The sequence below is a fragment of the Ruegeria sp. E8 genome, from assembly GCF_056533985.1.
Map to the genome: position 1 here is coordinate 111,219 of NZ_JBQFOY010000010.1, position 16,396 is coordinate 127,614.

General features: G+C 59.6%; 13 protein-coding genes. 8 read left to right on the top strand and 5 right to left on the bottom strand.

Going from position 1 to position 16,396, the window contains the following annotated elements:
* The first annotated feature begins 168 nt into the window (after positions 1 to 168).
* The 4 genes from ACR0LF_RS14385 to ACR0LF_RS14400 all read left to right on the top strand — a co-directional run bounded on the left by ACR0LF_RS14385 (position 169) and on the right by ACR0LF_RS14400 (position 7,478).
* Positions 169 to 2,877: a DUF2339 domain-containing protein gene (locus ACR0LF_RS14385; protein WP_480580683.1), complete on the top strand. Its 2,709-nt coding sequence runs from the start codon at positions 169 to 171 to the stop codon at positions 2,875 to 2,877.
* A 165-nt stretch (positions 2,878 to 3,042) separates the two neighbouring features.
* A complete protein-coding gene (gene ileS, locus ACR0LF_RS14390) occupies positions 3,043 to 5,955 on the top strand; it encodes an isoleucine--tRNA ligase (RefSeq protein WP_480580681.1) in 2,913 nt (970 codons plus the stop codon).
* A 523-nt stretch (positions 5,956 to 6,478) separates the two neighbouring features.
* Positions 6,479 to 6,934 carry a methylated-DNA--[protein]-cysteine S-methyltransferase gene (locus ACR0LF_RS14395; RefSeq protein WP_480580678.1) on the top strand — a complete coding sequence of 152 codons (456 nt, stop codon included), beginning with the start codon at positions 6,479 to 6,481 and terminating at the stop codon, positions 6,932 to 6,934.
* A gap of 76 nt (positions 6,935 to 7,010) precedes the next feature.
* Complete coding sequence (locus ACR0LF_RS14400) at positions 7,011 to 7,478, top strand: hypothetical protein (protein ID WP_480580677.1); 468 nt, start codon at positions 7,011 to 7,013, stop codon at positions 7,476 to 7,478.
* A 21-nt stretch (positions 7,479 to 7,499) separates the two neighbouring features.
* On the opposite strand, the gene ACR0LF_RS14405 is transcribed toward ACR0LF_RS14400, so the two are convergent.
* The 4 genes from ACR0LF_RS14405 to fsa all read right to left on the bottom strand — a co-directional run bounded on the left by ACR0LF_RS14405 (position 7,500) and on the right by fsa (position 10,821).
* A complete protein-coding gene (locus tag ACR0LF_RS14405; RefSeq protein WP_480580675.1) occupies positions 7,500 to 8,195 on the bottom strand; it encodes a CDP-alcohol phosphatidyltransferase family protein in 696 nt (231 codons plus the stop codon).
* Between the two features lie 149 nt (positions 8,196 to 8,344).
* The gene (locus tag ACR0LF_RS14410) at positions 8,345 to 9,265 is read right to left on the bottom strand and encodes a tyrosine recombinase XerC (protein ID WP_480580673.1); all 921 of its coding nucleotides are present in this window, start codon (positions 9,263 to 9,265) and stop codon (positions 8,345 to 8,347) included.
* On the bottom strand, positions 9,262 to 9,969 hold the full coding sequence (locus ACR0LF_RS14415; protein WP_480580671.1) for a DUF484 family protein: 708 nt from the start codon (positions 9,967 to 9,969) through the stop codon (positions 9,262 to 9,264). The genes ACR0LF_RS14410 and ACR0LF_RS14415 overlap by 4 nt, the downstream gene beginning before the upstream one ends.
* A 198-nt stretch (positions 9,970 to 10,167) precedes the next feature.
* On the bottom strand, positions 10,168 to 10,821 hold the full coding sequence (gene fsa, locus ACR0LF_RS14420) for a fructose-6-phosphate aldolase (protein ID WP_480469121.1): 654 nt from the start codon (positions 10,819 to 10,821) through the stop codon (positions 10,168 to 10,170).
* Positions 10,822 to 10,911: 90 nt separating this feature from the next.
* On the opposite strand from fsa, the gene ACR0LF_RS14425 reads away from it, so the two are divergent.
* The 4 genes from ACR0LF_RS14425 to ACR0LF_RS14440 all read left to right on the top strand — a co-directional run bounded on the left by ACR0LF_RS14425 (position 10,912) and on the right by ACR0LF_RS14440 (position 15,810).
* Positions 10,912 to 13,107 (top strand): primosomal protein N', encoded by a 2,196-nt coding sequence (locus ACR0LF_RS14425; RefSeq protein ID WP_480580669.1) that lies wholly within the window; start codon positions 10,912 to 10,914, stop codon positions 13,105 to 13,107.
* Between the two features lie 79 nt (positions 13,108 to 13,186).
* Positions 13,187 to 14,419, top strand: a complete 1,233-nt coding sequence (locus ACR0LF_RS14430; protein WP_480580667.1) for an MFS transporter — start codon at positions 13,187 to 13,189, stop codon at positions 14,417 to 14,419.
* Between the two features lie 66 nt (positions 14,420 to 14,485).
* Positions 14,486 to 15,364, top strand: a complete 879-nt coding sequence (locus ACR0LF_RS14435; protein ID WP_480580665.1) for a 50S ribosomal protein L11 methyltransferase — start codon at positions 14,486 to 14,488, stop codon at positions 15,362 to 15,364.
* A gap of 101 nt (positions 15,365 to 15,465) precedes the next feature.
* The gene (locus ACR0LF_RS14440) at positions 15,466 to 15,810 is read left to right on the top strand and encodes a hypothetical protein (protein WP_480580664.1); all 345 of its coding nucleotides are present in this window, start codon (positions 15,466 to 15,468) and stop codon (positions 15,808 to 15,810) included.
* 100 nt (positions 15,811 to 15,910) lie between these two features.
* Here ACR0LF_RS14440 and ACR0LF_RS14445 read toward each other — a convergent pair whose 3' ends face one another.
* Positions 15,911 to 16,126, bottom strand: coding sequence for a DUF1127 domain-containing protein (locus ACR0LF_RS14445; RefSeq protein WP_480580662.1), 216 nt, complete (start codon positions 16,124 to 16,126; stop codon positions 15,911 to 15,913).
* Positions 16,127 to 16,396: the final 270 nt, after the last annotated feature.

Genomic DNA, 16,396 nt, shown 5'->3' on the forward strand with positions numbered 1-16,396 from the left:
GCTGCGATGACGGTTTTTCCGACTGGCGTTACCGGAGATCCGGGCCTTGTCAGGCCGATGATCTCACGCACGGCGATTTCGGTGCTTTTTATCGAGGCACTGCTTTCCTGACTGTCACTTGCCTGCGGCTCAAGATAGCCTGACCGCAGAAAAAGATCGGAGACTCGGTTGGAATCGCTGCTTGTTCTTGTTGGCCTGGTTGTTCTGGCCATCCCGGTGACATTGATTGTGCTTTTGGTGGGACAGTCCCGCTTGCGCCGCCGGGTTGCGCAACTGGAGGCGCAGATTGCCGCCTTGGCGTCTGGAGAGGCGATGACCACGTTGCAACCCGAACAGGAGGCGCTCGTAAAGCAACCTGCTGAGATAGCGGAGGCACGCAAACCGGGGCCCTGGGCGGCCCCAAAACGACAAGCAGACGAGAGCGCCGAAGTCGAGGATACAGATGTGCCCTCACCTGCCGTTGTGTTTCGCCATGACAGATTTGCGATGCTGGGTGTTTGGTTGCGTGAGAACTGGTTTTACGTGGTTTCAGCCTTGTCACTTGCGTTGGCCGGAATCTTCCTTGTCCAATACGGCGTCGAAAGCGGATTGCTACCGCCCGCAGCCCGCGTTTTCGCGGCGCTGGCTTTCGGCTCTGCTCTGATCATCGGAGGCGAGGTTCTCCGCCGGAAATTCGGCGATGACGAGGCCGCAACAACTGCCTATTTGCCTTCGGTCTTTTCCGGGGCGGGTCTAGTCACGCTGTTCGGAGCCATCCTGTCCGCCCGTCAGTTATACAACCTGATCGGGGCCGAGGCTGCACTGACAGGGATGGTCCTCGTTGCGCTGATCGGCCTTGTTCTGGGCTGGTTCCACGGTCCTCTACTGGCTGCTGTCGGTCTGATCGGGGCCTTCGCAGCACCCTTCGTTGTCGGGGGCGCGTCTGAAGATCCCTCATGGCTCTACGCGTATTTTCTGCTGATTACGGTTTTGGGGCTGGGCATCGACACGGTGCGGCGCTGGGCGTGGATCTCGGTCCTGACATTGTTTGGGGCCTATTCGGCGAACCTGCTTCTGGTGACCGGGGCCCCGAATACCGAACCCGGTTATCTGATCGCAGCGACTGTTCTGGCACTTTTGGCAACCGCCCTCCCGGTTCGGCGGATTTGGCCGGATCACTCAGGCCCGATGCTGTCTCAGATGATCCGTCATCCAAAGGCCCGCCCGTGGCCCGAATTCCCAACCCGACTGGCGGCCGGAGCCATTGCGGCCAGTTCGGTGATCCTGTCCTGGCATTGGGCAGACACAGAAGCTGAATTCTGGTTGAGCGTCAGCCTGCTGTCCGTCCTCATTCTGGCTCTGCTGCTATGGGCCAAGGATGCGCCCGCCCTTCAAGACCTGACTGTCCTGCCTGCGGGTGGCCTTGTGTTTTTTGTTGCCTCCCACGGTCTCGAAAACGGCGCGGTTCTGCGCAGTTTTGCTGCCACCTATGCGGAAACACCCGAAGCCGACTATCCGATGGTTGCCACCGTGCTGGTCGCATTAGGAGCGTTGATGACAGCCCTGACGGCATGGCGATCATTCAAGGCAAATCAGTATCGCGCCGTCTGGGCCGGAGGCGCCGCGCTTTTTGCGCCCGTGCTGGCCATCGCGCTTGAAATCGGCTGGCGCCCGGCCACGGTGATCGGAGCTTATCCGTGGGCATTGCACGCAATCGCTCTGGCCGTGTTGATGGTGGTTCTGGCAGAACGTTTTGCCCGTGTGGACGGAGAAGACCGAATGCGCGCCGCTCTGGCCACACTGTCGGCACTGTCCTGTCTGGTCTTTGCTTGCGTCATCGTGCTCAGCTCGGCGGCACTGACGGTTGCGTTGGTGGCCAGTATTGTTGTCGCCGCCGCTTTGGACCGCAAGTTCACCTTGCCGCCAATGAGCTGGTTTATCTGGGCAGGAGTATTCACCGTCACCGTGCGTTTGGTGCTTGATCCGGGGCTGGACTGGGCCAATGCGGCCCCGCTGGCTGAGATGGTGATGGTTTATGGCACGGCCACGCTTGGATTTGTGGCGGGCTGGTGGCTGTTGCGTCCCTTGCGGCGGCCAGTCGCGGCATTGATGCTCGAGAGTGCCGCCTGGGCAACGGCGGGCATTCTGCTGTCGTTGTTGCTGCTTCGGTGGTTGGAGGGATTCGGAGAGGGTGGCGCCGACAACAGCCATTGGGGTCTGGGTCTTTTGGCCGTTATCTGGCTGTTGCTTGCGTTCGCGCAGGTGCAGAGGTTCGGGCTGGGCGGCACGTTGAACTATCTGCGCTATCTGCTGGCCCTGTTCTTTGCGGGTCATGGTCTTTTCTATTTGATGATGGCTTTGACGGACCAGAACCCGTTGCTGAACCCGAACGCGGACCCGGTGCTTGGACCGCCGGTCCTGAATACGCTCGCCATAGCCTATTTGCTGCCTGCGTTGGCTATCGGGGGTTCGGCTTGGCGGATCAAGGAAATGCCAAAACAGATCATGCAAGGAAGCTATGCCATTGCAGGGGCTTTGGCCGCATTTTGGTTGGGATTGGCGATCCGTCATGTCTGGCAAGGTGCCGCGGGCATGTACGAAGGCAACGGTGTCACGCAGCCCGAGCTTTACACCTACACATTGGTTCTGCTGCTGATCGGAGCTGCGCTGTTCTATCAGTCTCTGGCCCGTCAATCGGACCTGATGCGAAAGGCGGGACTTGTGGTGATTGGGCTGGCCGTAGCCAAGGTCTTCCTGATCGATATTGCCGGTCTGGGTGGGCTGATCCGGGTGTTCTCGCTTTTGGCGCTGGGCCTTGCGCTCGCCGGTCTGGCGTGGCTGAACCGTTGGGCCAAGCTGCGCCATTCGCCGCAGGGGGCGGAACCTCTGGACCATTAGGCAAGGGCGTCCTATAAGCGCGGCCATGTATGACCGTCTGGCCATCATTATTCGAATTATATCCCCGGCGCTCTGACCCACTGAGACGCCGGGCAAAGGTGTTTGAGAACTCGCACCGACCGCTTCGAGCCATAAGACGAACAGATCACCCAAAGGACGCCCCAAATGTGCGCCGACACGATCCAGACACCTGACTACAAAGAAACGCTGAACCTGCCCAAAACCGAATTCCCCATGCGCGCCGGCCTACCCAAGCGCGAGCCTGCATGGCTGGAACGCTGGGAGAAGATCGGCGTCTATGACCGCCTGCGCGAGAAAGAGGGCCGAGCGCCTTTCACCCTGCATGACGGCCCACCCTACGCGAACGGCCACCTGCATATCGGCCACGCACTGAATAAGACCATCAAGGACATGATCGTGCGGTCGCATCAGATGATGGGTTTTGACGCGCGCTATGTGCCCGGTTGGGACTGTCACGGCCTGCCGATCGAGTGGAAGATCGAGGAACAGTACCGCAAGAAGGGCAAGAACAAGGATGAGGTGAACATCGTCGACTTCCGTCAGGAATGCCGCAAGTTCGCTGAGGGCTGGATCGACATCCAGCGTGAAGAGTTCAAGCGTCTCGGCATCACCGGCAACTGGCCCGATCCCTACATCACCATGGACTATCACGCCGAGGCCGTGATCGCTGACGAGTTCATGAAGTTCCTGATGAACGGCACGCTCTATCAGGGCTCGAAACCCGTGATGTGGTCGCCCATCGAGAAGACCGCGCTGGCCGAGGCCGAGGTCGAGTATCACGACAAGGAAAGCTTCACCATCTGGGTGAAGTTCAAGGTCGTAAACGCTGGCGACCTGGATGACGCTTTTGTCGTGATCTGGACGACGACTCCGTGGACCATGCCGTCGAACAAAGCGGTCGTGTACGGCAAGGATATCTCCTACGGCCTGTACGAAGTCACCGGCGCGCCGGAGGAATGCTGGGCCAGTGTCGGAGACAAGTTCCTGTTGGCAGACAATCTGGCCGCCGACGTGCTAGGCCGTGCCCGTCTGAACGATGATCAGTGGACCCGCATTCGTGACGTGACCGCTGATGAACTTGAAGGTGTCCAACTGACCCACCCGCTGGCCGGGGCTGAGGGCGGTAATGGCGAATGGGACGACATCCGTGACTTCCGTTCGGCTGAGTTTGTGACCGATACCGAAGGTACCGGTTTCGTCCACTGTGCGCCGTCGCACGGTATGGAAGAATTCGAACTGTACCGCGATCTGGGGATGCTTGAGCAGGTCATCACCTACAATGTGATGGACGATGGCTCGTTCCGCGCCGATCTGCCGTTCTTTGGTGGCAAATACATCCTGTCCCGCAAAGGCGGTGAGGGCGACGCGAACAAAGCCGTGATCGACAAGCTGGCCGAGGTCGGTGGGCTGCTGGCGCGTGGCAAGATCAAGCACAGCTATCCGCATTCGTGGCGCTCGAAAGCTCCGATCATCTACCGCAACACGCCGCAGTGGTTCGCCTCGGTCGACTGCAAGCTGGACGATGGCATGGGAGAAATGGGCGACACCATCCGCGAACGTGCCCTGCGCTCGATTGATGAACTGGTGAAATGGACCCCGCAGACGGGCCGCAACCGCCTGTATTCGATGATCGAAGCGCGACCGGACTGGGTCTTGTCCCGCCAACGCGCCTGGGGTGTGCCGCTGACGTGCTTTACCAAGAAGGGGGCTCTGCCAACCGACGCGGATTACCTGCTGCGCAACGAAGACCTCAACGCGCGCATCAAGGCGGCGTTCGAGAAGGACGGTGCAGACGTCTGGTACACCGACGGTTTTAAAGAGAAGATCCTCGACGGTATCGCCAACCCGGATGACTATGATCAGGTCTTCGACGTGCTGGACGTCTGGTTCGATTCGGGTTCGACCCATGCCTTCGTTCTGCGTGACCGTGAGGACGGGACCGAGGACGGTATCGCCGACGTTTACATGGAAGGCACCGACCAGCACCGCGGGTGGTTCCATTCGTCGATGCTGCAGGCCTGCGGCACCAAGGGTCGTGCGCCCTACCGCAATGTGGTGACCCACGGCTTCACGCTGGACGCCAAGGGCAACAAGATGTCCAAATCGCTGGGCAACACCATCGTGCCAGAAGAGGTCGTCAAGCAATACGGTGCCGATATCCTGCGCCTGTGGGTGGCCCAAACCGACTACACCGCTGATCAGCGGATCGGGCCGGAGATTCTGAAAGGCACCGCCGACAGCTATCGCCGCCTGCGTAACACGATGCGGTTCATGCTGGGCTCTTTGGCCGACTTCACCGAAGCCGACCGCGTCGCGCCCGAAGATATGCCGCGTCTGGAACGCTGGGTGCTGAGCCGTCTGGCCGAACTGGATGAGCAGGTGCGCAAGGGCTATGCGTCCTTCGACTTCCAGGGCGTGTTCAGTGCCGTGTTCACCTTCGCGACGGTCGATCTGTCGTCCTTCTATTTCGACGTCCGTAAGGATGCGCTGTATTGCGACGGAGACAACCTGCGCCGCCGCTCGGCCCGCACGGTGCTGGACATCCTGTTCCACCGCCTGACCACATGGCTGGCCCCGGTTCTGGTCTTTACCATGGAAGAGGTCTGGCTGGAGCGCTTCCCGGGCGATGACAGCTCGGTCCATCTGGTGGACTTCTCCGACACACCCGCCGATTGGCGCGATGCCGAGTTGGAAACCAACATGGCCAAGGTGCGCCGCGTGCGTCGTGCCGTGACCGCCGCGCTTGAGATCCAGCGTCAGGACAAGGTGATCGGCTCCAGTCTCGAAGCGGCTCCCATCGTGCATGTTGAGGATGGCGAAACCCGTGATCTGCTGGCCACGTTCGACGTGGATGACATGTGCATCACCTCGGGCCTGACCGTCACCGGCGATCCGGCCCCGGCCGAGGCGTTCCGGGTTCCTGAGATCGAGGGTGTTGCGGTCGTGTTCGAAAAGGCCGACGGCAATAAGTGCCAGCGATGCTGGAAAATCCTGCCGGATGTGGGACTTCACTCTCACGAAGGTGTCTGCGGACGCTGCAACGAAGCGCTGGGATAAATCAAACCACCCCCTCGAGATCATTCGAGGGGGTGTTTTTTCGGTTATGTCTGCACAGTCTGTGGGCACGGGCTGAACAGATCAAAGCCAATGGTTGGGTCTGTCAGAACTTTCCAAACCTTGTAGTCGGTGAAGTAACCGGTGTGCCGTCCGGGATCGACCGGGATGTTTTGGTTTGCGAAGATCAAACTGCCCTCGATTTCTGTTCAGATCAATTCGTCTTGCCGAAAAACGTTGAACCGGGCAACGTTCAGCTTTTTGGGGCAATTGTGAACATCTCGGGGAAATAGCGTTGATAGATATCCAAGCGCCAGAACAACCCAGACCAGATCCAGATCAGTCTTGATGGCCCCTTTCGGTGCTGGAGAGCGATCTGCCCAGAAAACTCCGGCAAACCTGCCCTCATCCTGTGGGACCCCGGTTTCGTCACTTTACGCAGATTGACCGGAAACAATTCCGCATTGCGCGGTCTTTGTTCGCTTCTGCGCTTGTGCTCTGGGGTCTGATCTGAAACCGTCAGGTCATGGCGATGATTTCCGTTGAAACGCAGTTCGGACGGCTTGGTGTCGAAGAAACCGACGGTGCCCTAACGCGTCTAGTCTGGAACGGCAGGAACGAGGGCGAACCGACCGCATTGCTGCGCGAGGCCGCGGCGCAGCTTAGGGCCTATGATGCAGGTCAGCTTGACCGCTTCGATCTGCCATATCGCGTTGATGGGTCAGAGTTTCAGCGGCAGGTCTGTGACCTTATGTATGCCATTCCACTTGGTGAAACGCGTACCTATGGGGATATCGCCAAAGAGCTGGGGCAACCCGCGCAACCGGTCGGGCAGGCCTGCGGTGCGAACCCTATTCCGGTGATCATTCCCTGCCACCGGGTGCTGGCTGCCAATGGCCTTGGCGGATTTTCGGGCGACGGTGGCATTGAGACCAAAGTTGCTCTTTTGCGGCATGAACGCGCGGCGGGGCTTTTGATCTGAGCGTCGAAATTCGGTTGCAATCCGTTTTCCGCGAGCACAACTTAATACAGTTGATGAATTTGAAGGACCGCATTGCATGACCACTGAACAAGACCGTGCAGCCCGTAAGAAGACCATTATCGACCGGTTGATGTCGCTAGAGGCGCAAGAGCTTGCAACAGCGCAGGCTCATTACGATGCGTTTTTGAAGGATGCCCAACTGGATGATCGGGAAGGTCACGACAAGGATGACCTCGCCGCATCGCGTGAGAATGCCGATCTGGCGGCTGCCTTTGACGCGCCTGTCCATGCCCATCACGCAAAGATCGATGTGATCGAAAATACGGATTTCAGTCTGGCCGATACCGTCAAACCGGGTTCGGTGATCAAGTTCAACAACCGCAGATTTGTTGTATGCGTCTCAACAACGCGGTTCGAGGTGGACGGTGAAACCTATATGGGTATCTCAACCCAAAGTCCGATTTATCTGGCCATGGCAGGCTTGCAAGAGGGTGACGTCTTTACCCATAACGGCACCGAGTTCGAGGTGCAGGAAGTTCTGTAAAACAGAACGGGCAGCGCGGCGTCAGGCGCGGCGCTGCGGAATGATCTGTTGGGCGATACCGGCGAAGGTCAGGTACAGGCTGGTAATCACCAGCCCCCAATGCGCCCAGCTTTCGGGGTGGAAGTCGACCCAGGCGGCCCAACCGGCAAAGAATGTCCATGCCAGTGCCATCGGCAGGGTCAGGCTGCGCCAGCGCTCGGTCCTCACGGGGTGGACGAATTTCAGCGGCAGGAACATGGCCAGCGACAACAGGGTGACCAGCAGCAGAATAACCCAGAAATTGGGCTCGAGCGCGAAGATCACAATGACAAACATGTTCCAGCAGCCGGGAAATCCGGAAAAGGAATTGTCCTTGGTCTTCATGCGGGTATCCGCGAAATACATCGCACTGGCGAAAGTGATGACGATGATTGCGAACCAGCCGGTCCATCCGTCCATCAGCCCGGATTTGAACAGGGCGAAGGCTGGGATGAACACATAGGTCAGATAGTCGATGATCAGATCCATCAGCACTCCGTCGAATTCGGATGCGTTTTTCTTGACGTCGTAGTGCCGGGCCAGCGGGCCGTCGATGCCGTCGACGATGAAAGAAACCACCAGCCACAGGTACATCAGGCTCCATTTCTCTTCGACGGCGGCCAACATCGCCAGCATTGCGAAAACGGCGCCGGTTGCGGTGAAGAGATGAACGGAAAGAGCTTTGAATCTGAGTGTCATGAACGCGTCATGACCGATGCACGCCAGAGATGCAAACCAATTCCCTGTAGTCTGGGAATTGTACGGCTTTTGCCACAGAGCATTGGGGCATTCAGAGGATGCATTCCGACAGTAAAGAAAGGTGAACTCTTGTGTCGCAGGCAAAACGGTCAGGCTTTGGGATGCGCACGGTTGTAAACCTCCATCAACCGCGCGGTATCCACAGCAGTATAGGTTTGCGTCGTTGAAAGAGAAGCGTGACCCAACAGTTCCTGGATGGCACGCAGATCCCCTCCGGCCGAAAGCAGGTGGGTCGCAAAGCTGTGCCGCATGGCGTGGGGCGTTGCGGTCGAGGGCAGCCCCAATTGTATACGGGCTTTTGCCATGACGTCCTGAATCGCCCTCGGGTTCAATGGCCCGCCACGGACACCCCGGAACAGGGCCGTGTCTTGGGCTTGAGGGTGCGGACATAGCTGAACGTACCGGTCGACCGCTTCACGGGCGGCTGGAAGAACCGGCACGATCCGCTCTTTGTCCCCTTTCCCGACAATGCGCAGCGTGGCGGGCAGAGGCGCGTCTGCTCCGGTCAGCGACAGCGCCTCGGAAATGCGCAGGCCGCAGCCATAAAGTAGCGTGACAACCGCGACATCACGGGCAGCGACCCAGTCGGATGTAGATTGCAGCTCTACCGTGTCGATCACGGCGCGTGCGGCATCTTCGGCCAGCGGGCGAGGTAGTTTCTTGGTGAATTTCGGCGCGCGGGTGGACAGAACGGCCGTGGGCTCGAACCCTTCGCGTTCGGCCAGCCAGCGGTAGAAGCTTTTGACCGCCGAGAGCTTGCGCGCCAAAGACCGCGCGCCAACGTCCCGGCTGCGCTGATCCGCCATCCAGGCGCGCATGTCAGACACTGCGATCCGCTCAAGCGCTTTCAGCCCTTGCCGTTCGGCGTGGTGCAGTGTCATGAAAGACAGAAACTCAGTGACATCGCCGCGATAGGCACTTTGCGTGTTTTCGGATCTCCCCGCCAGCGCGCCCAGACTGTCCAGCCAATGCTGAAGCGCGTCGCGGCAGGCGGGCGAGATCAGGCTCACGACAGCCAGTGGCGCATCGAGCGTTCGAACACGCCAGCAAAGAAAGTCAACAGATCGGTGCCCAGCTGCGGTGTAAAGTGTCGTGGGTCGCGGGCCGCCATGACAATCATGCCCGGCAGGCGACCGGGGCCTAGGTCAAGCTTCAGGCATGCCTCAGAGCGAAGTTGATCGGCTTGTGATCCGAAAATACGACGGCTTGGTTGATGGATCTCGCGCAAGATGACATCCCGTGCGGGGCCACCACGATCAATGGTCAGGTACCGGTCGATGAAGCCGGGTTCAGCAACCGTCAGGACGCCGCCCAGCGTGTCGATTGCCGGATCGTCCTGAACCACTGTAGTTTCCAAAATCAGAGTAACGCTGTCGACGCGCAGGATATCAGCCACGTCAGAGCCCAGCGCGCGCAGGAAATCTTCGAATTCGACGGGTTCCAGCAGGCGCAGAATTGCACGGTGAACCTGATTTGTCCCTGCAAGGTTCTCATAAGCCGCAGCTATGACCGAACGGTGGGTGTCTTCCAGCCGGTCCAACCGTGCCTCAAGCCGTTGCATGGCGATGCCGCGCAGGTCGATCACATTATCGCCGCGTGCGCGTTCATTCGCGGTCACCAGCGCCTGCATCAGATCCTTGTCGTCCAGCACGACGTCCGGCTCGGCCAGAATCGCGGCGCGGAGGTTATCCTCGAGTTTGGGGTTGCTGCTCATGTCCCGTCCGGTCTTTTTTTGTTGAGGCGGCTTATAACATGCCGGGCCGGATTTGCCTTGGAAAAAATGCACGCTGAGGTGGATTTCCTTGGGCGCTGTGGCGGAGAGGCTCCCGCCCACCATGCCTGATCACAGATCAGGCATACGGCCGTTGGGCCGGGCGCGGCGCCTGACGGCACCGCGCGGTTGTGCACAGGATCAGAGGATTTTTTGACCGGTCTTGGCCCAATCGGCCAAGAAGGTTTCAAGGCCTTTGTCGGTCAGCGGGTGGTCGGCCAGTTTCTTGATCACGGCTGGCGGGGCGGTGATCACGTCAGCACCGATGCGGGCGCTGTCGGTCACGTGGTTCACGGTGCGGATCGAGGCGGCAAGGATTTCGGTCTCGAACCCATAGTTATCATAGACTTGACGGATGTCCGCGATCAGATCCATGCCGTCGAGGTTGATGTCGTCCAGACGGCCGATAAAGGGCGAGATGAAGGTCGCGCCCGCCTTTGCCGCCAAAATGGCCTGGTTGGTCGAGAAACACAGGGTCACGTTGACCATCTGGCCCTCGTCGGTCAGCGTCTTGCAGGTTTTCAGGCCGGCCCATGTCAGCGGCACCTTGACGGCGATGTTCGGTGCGATCTTGGCCAGCTTGCGGCCTTCGGCGATCATGTCTTCGGCTTCGGTGGCGACAACCTCGGCGGACACGGGACCGTCGACCAGATCACAGATCTCCTTGGTCACTTCCAGAATATCGCGGCCCGATTTCAGGATCAGCGAGGGGTTGGTGGTTACGCCGTCCACCATACCCAGATCGTTCAGTTCGGCGATGGCGTCGATCTCGGCGGTGTCTACGAAGAATTTCATGAGGGCAGTCCTTTGATGGGTTGGCCTTGGTCGCGGATGGCTTTACCCCAAAGAGAGACGTGCTGAAACCCCCCGGACCAAGGATATGCGGTGAGCGTTCAGGAGTATTTCGATCAAGGTGAGTTGGTGGCCGTGCTGACAACGCAACCGCTGGACCGGACGCTGGACTACAAAGCGCCCGAGGGCGGGTGTTTTCTGGGGGCGTTTGTCGAGGTGCCGCTGGGCCCGCGCAAGGTGCTGGGTGTGGTCTGGGGGCCGGGGCAAGGTGGATTTGACCTGAGCAAGGCCCGGTCTGTGATCCGGGTGCTTGAGGTCGCGCCGATGCGCGAAGAGATGCGGGTGTTTTTGGGCAAGGTCGCTGATTACACTTTGACGCCCATGCCTGCGATGCTGCGTCTGGCGACCCGCGCGCCGGGGCTGGGCGATCCGCCGTCGATGCGCAAGATTTACCGGCTGGGCGATGGTCAACCTGACCGGATGACTGACGCGCGGACCCGTGTGCTGGAGGTACTGCGCGACTATGGTGGGTTGGCCTTCACGCTCAAGGAACTGGCCGAGCAGGCGGGGGTGACGTCTTCGGTCGTGAAAGGCTTGGTCAAGCTGGGCGCGGTGCGGGAAGAGGACAGCCCGCGCGATTTGCCCTATCCACACCTTGATCCCGATTTGCCCGGGAAAAACCTGACCGAGGATCAAGAGGCCGCCGTCGCGCGGTTGCAGGCCGGGCAACGGACCGGCGATTATGGCACGACTCTACTGAAGGGCGTGACCGGCTCGGGCAAGACCGAAGTCTACCTGGAAGCCGTGGCCGAGGCGCTACGCATGGGGCGGCAGGCACTGGTGCTGTTGCCCGAGATTGCGCTGACGGCGGAGTTTCTGACGCGGGTTGAGCAGCGCTTTGGCGCGCGCCCCGCCGAATGGCACTCGGGCGCGACGATGACAGAACGCCGCCGTGTTTGGCGGATGGTCGGGCAGGGCGATGCGCAGCTGGTCGTGGGCGCACGTTCGGCGCTGTTTCTGCCATTCCGCGATCTAGGGCTGGTGGTGGTCGATGAGGAACACGACACCTCGTACAAGCAGGAAGATGGCGTGCATTACAGCGCGCGCGACATGGCGGTCCTGCGCTCGGCCATCTGTGGTGCGCGGGTTGTGTTGGCCAGCGCGACGCCGTCGCTGGAAAGCTGGGCCAATGCCGAGGCGGGCAAGTATGAGCGGCTGGATCTGACCTCGCGCTTTGGTGCTGCGGTTTTGCCTGAAATGAAGCCCGTCGACATGCGGGCCGAACAGATGCAGCCGGGGACGTGGATTTCGCCCTCGCTGCGGCAGGCGGTGCGGCAGCGTATTGAGCGGGGCGAGCAATCGCTGCTGTTCATCAACCGCCGTGGCTATGCGCCGGTGACCCTGTGCCGGGCCTGTGGTGAGCAGATTGCCTGCGATCATTGCGATGCGCGGATGGTCGAACATCGGTTCCTCAAACGCCTGATGTGCCACCAATGCGGTGAAACAAAGCCAATGCCTGACGCCTGCCCGTCCTGCGGGGTCGAAGGCAAGCTGGCTCCGGTTGGGCCTGGGATTGAGCGGTTGGCCGAAGAGGCCGAGGCGACATTCCCCGAGGCGAAGATCGCGATGCTCAGTTCGGACCTATTCGGCTCGGCCCGGGCGCTGAAGGCGAAGATTGAAGAAATTGCCGAAGGCGATGCGGATATCGTCATCGGTACGCAGCTGGTCGCCAAGGGGCATAACTTTCCAAAACTGACTTTGGTTGGTGTGATCGACGCAGACCTAAGCCTGCATGGGGCCGACTTGCGCGCCGCCGAGCGTACATTCCAACTGATGCGGCAGGTGGCGGGCCGCGCGGGTCGGGCGGACAAACCGGGGCAAGCGCTGCTGCAAACGTTCCAGCCCGAACATCCGGTGATTCGAGCAATCCTGTCCGGAGATGAAGAGGGGTTCTGGAAGGCCGAGGCCGCCGGTCGGCAGGCGGCCGGAGTGCCACCCTATGGCCGCATGGCGGGCATCGTGCTGTCCGGCCCCGAGGTCGGACCGGTCTTTGATATCGGCAACGCGATGGCGCGCAATGACGCGCCGCTGCGCGAGATCGGCGCGCAGGTCTTCGGGCCTGCCCCAGCCCCCATTGCCCGTATCCGGGGCCGGCACCGGGTGCGGTTGCTGATCAAGGCCCCCAAAGGGGCACCCATTCAGGAGGCTATCGCCCGCTGGATCGCCCCTTTGCGGCTGAAAGGTGATATTCGCCTGACCGTCGATATCGATCCGCAGAGTTTCTACTGACCTGCGCGTCAGCGCAAAGCCTCTGTGCGCGTGCTGCTTTGCCCTCGTCAAATCAATGAAATGGGCGTAGAGGACTCTTATGCTGAAACCCATGCCGCTCTCCGAGGCGCAGAGCCTCCCGCTCTGGCGCCGACCAATAACGCTTTTGTTTGTGATGGCCTTTGCCATGCCGATTGCGTTCAACGGTTGGAGCGCGTTGCTGAACAATTTCGTGATTGAAGTCGCAAGCTTTGATGGCGCGGACATCGGGCTGCTCCATACAGTTCGAGAAATCCCGGGCTTTCTGGCCGTTGGTGTGATTGCTGTCATCATCTTCGTCCGCGAGCAGGTGCTGGCGATGATTTCATTGGTCATGCTGGGTGTGGCCACGGCAGTGACGGCGTGGTTCCCAAGCCTTGGCGGGTTGCTGTTCGTGACCCTGATTAGTTCGATCGGCTTCCACTACTATGAAACGGTCAACCAGTCATTGCAGCTGCAATGGTTGCCCAAAGACCGTGCCCCTCAGATGCTTGGATGGCTGGTCGCAGCAGGCTCTGCTGCGACTGCAGTCGTCTATGGTCTGATTGTCCTGACCTGGGATCGATTTGATCTGTCCTACAACTTCGTGTTCATGGCGTCAGGCGGCGTGACGGCCCTGATGGCGCTGTTTTGCCTTGTTGCATTCCCGCAATTCGACGCACCGACGCCGCAGACCAAGAAACTAATCCTGCGCCGCCGCTACTGGCTGTACTATGCACTGCAATTCATGGCGGGCGCCCGGCGGCAGATATTTATCGTTTTTGCAGGCTTCATGATGGTCGAAAAATTCGGGTTTGAAGTCCACGAGCTTACCAGCCTCTATCTGATCAACCTTGCAATCAATATGGCCGCAGCCCCGTTGTTGGGCAAAGCCGTGTCAGTGTTTGGCGAGCGGCGCACGCTGATTTTCGAATATACAGGACTGGCCCTCGTCTTTGCGGCCTATGGCGGCATCTACTGGTTCGGCTGGGGCGTGGTTCTGGCCGCGACCCTCTATGTGATTGATCACGTGCTGTTTGCTTTAGCGCTGGCGCTGAAGACCTATTTCCAGAAGATCGCCGACCCTGCGGACATTGCGCCAACCGCTGCAGTGGCCTTCACCATCAACCATATAGCCGCTGTTTTCCTGCCTGCCTCGCTCGGGCTGTTGTGGGTCGTGTCGCCTGGCGCAGTCTTTGGTCTGGCAGCGGCGATGGCGATGGTCTCGCTGGCCCTGTCCCTGTTGATTCCGCGTCATCCTGAACCGGGCAATGAAACCATCCTGTCCAAATTCGCACCAACCCCTGCGGAATAGGCCTCGGTGCTTGACCTTGACGGCGCGGCATCTTAGGCGCGGTGCCAACTCAGACAGGAGGCCCCCATGCCCACATTCACCGCCCTGACCACATTGACAGGTAAAAAAGCCGCCGAAGGTCTGGGCGAAGCGATGGAGCGTCTGGAGCCGGAACCAACCGGCGTTGGTGTGTTCGAGGTCGAAGACGGCTCGGGCCTGTGGGAGGTCGGCGGTTACTTTACCGACGCACCGGACGAGACCGCCTTGGCGGTTCTGGCCGCCGCGTTCGAGGCAAAGCCCTTTGTCGTCTCGGAACTGCCGGAAACCGACTGGGTCGCGCATGTAAGACGCGAACTTGCGCCGGTCGAAGCGGGCCGTTTCTTTGTTTACGGCAGCCACGACGCCGACAAGCTGCCCGAGGGCCGAATTCCCTTGCTGATCGAGGCCGCGATGGCCTTTGGCACCGGGCATCACGGCACGACGCTGGGGTGCTTGAAGGCATTAGACCGCCTTCTGGATCAAGGCTTCACCGCGTCGAAAGTGGCTGATATCGGGTGCGGCACCGCCGTTCTGGCCATGGCGGCAGCCCGGGTGTGGGACGGCGACATCATCGCCAGCGATATCGATGAGGTGGCGGTGGAAGTGGCCGAAGCCAACCTGAAAGCAAACGGTATGTCCGGCGCTGTGCAGTGCGTGGAAGCCGCAGGTTTCGATCATCCCGACCTCAAGGCGCACGCGCCATACGATCTGATCTTTGCCAATATTCTCAAGGGACCTTTGGTGGCGTTGTCGCCCGAAATCGCCGCGAATCTACGCCCCGGAGGCCACGCGATCCTGTCGGGAATCCTTAACGAACAGGCCGATGATGTGGCATCTGTTTATTCTCAGAATGAATTCAATCTTGCCCACAGAGGTGAGATTGGTGAATGGACGACCCTAATCTTAACCAAACAGGGCGCGAATTAGGCCATTTGCGGGAGTTTTCTGGATTTTTGCCACGCTTTTGTCGCATTCTCTATTTACCGTTTTCTGACTGAAGTCGAGGGGGGCGGTTTTTGGAGGCTGCCATGACGGGTAAACAACTGGAGTTCAATCAGCGCGTTAATCGCCTGAACAAGAAACATGAAAAGATGAGCCGAGGCTATCGCGCGACGATGCGCAAGGATGGCCTGGTCGTGATGAGGCCGCAGCGGGTAAGCTCGGCGGTGCCGGCGAAGTTTCTGGTGCTCACGCTTTTGGCCGTCTTTGCATTCAAGGCGTTTCTTCTGTCCCACCTAGGTCCGACGGGGTATCAATATCGGATCGACAGCCTGCACGAAGGAACATCGGTTGAGAAAGCAGGCGCTTGGGTGATGCAGATCGACCCGGTGTCGCAAGCGCTGGCCGCTCAGCTGAACAAGATTTTCTACTGATCCGATTTCCGGACAAAAAAACACCGCGTGCCCAGGGCGCGCGGTGTTTCCATTTGCCCCTCAAGGGAGGAGAAAGGGGCGAATGAGAGTGGTGGTTGGGTTAGTGGCGACCTTCGGCGATGGCGTCGATGTCGCCACGGCACAGGCCGATGTCGTCCAGCTCACGGTCGGTCAGACTGGTCAGCGCGTTGCGGGTTACGCGGGCGTCATTCCATTCTACAGCGGCGTTAACAGCCGATACGAAAAATGCGCCGATACGGCCAACGAGGCCGAACGAGCCAGTGGTGGCGATGCGGGTTGTGTCCAGTGCAGCCATATCCTGTTTCCTTCTGGTTAGTGTTCACTTGTCAATCTTGCGATCTGAGCGGCATCTAGTGCTGCTATTTCGCCTGCACAAGTACAGTTTTTGCATGTGTCCTATGCAATTTTTGCAATGCTGCGCGAAGCTGTAATTCCCTTAAATAATTGGTTAAAACGCGTTCATAAAAGTGTCGAAATCAGACTTTTCCAAGTCGCAAATCACGCGGGAAGTCGCCCCTGAGACAGGTGTGTCGTTTTCAGCCTTCTGGCCAATTCGCTTGGAAAA

Coding starts and splice junctions, on each gene's coding strand:
- ileS (WP_480580681.1), top strand. CDS start 3,043: ATGTGCGCCGACACGATCCAGACACCTGACTACAAAGAAACGCTGAAC.
- ACR0LF_RS14395 (WP_480580678.1), top strand. CDS start 6,479: ATGGCGATGATTTCCGTTGAAACGCAGTTCGGACGGCTTGGTGTCGAA.
- ACR0LF_RS14400 (WP_480580677.1), top strand. CDS start 7,011: ATGACCACTGAACAAGACCGTGCAGCCCGTAAGAAGACCATTATCGAC.
- ACR0LF_RS14405 (WP_480580675.1), bottom strand. CDS start 8,195: ATGACACTCAGATTCAAAGCTCTTTCCGTTCATCTCTTCACCGCAACC.
- ACR0LF_RS14415 (WP_480580671.1), bottom strand. CDS start 9,969: ATGAGCAGCAACCCCAAACTCGAGGATAACCTCCGCGCCGCGATTCTG.
- fsa (WP_480469121.1), bottom strand. CDS start 10,821: ATGAAATTCTTCGTAGACACCGCCGAGATCGACGCCATCGCCGAACTG.
- ACR0LF_RS14430 (WP_480580667.1), top strand. CDS start 13,187: ATGCTGAAACCCATGCCGCTCTCCGAGGCGCAGAGCCTCCCGCTCTGG.
- ACR0LF_RS14435 (WP_480580665.1), top strand. CDS start 14,486: ATGCCCACATTCACCGCCCTGACCACATTGACAGGTAAAAAAGCCGCC.
- ACR0LF_RS14440 (WP_480580664.1), top strand. CDS start 15,466: ATGACGGGTAAACAACTGGAGTTCAATCAGCGCGTTAATCGCCTGAAC.
- ACR0LF_RS14445 (WP_480580662.1), bottom strand. CDS start 16,126: ATGGCTGCACTGGACACAACCCGCATCGCCACCACTGGCTCGTTCGGC.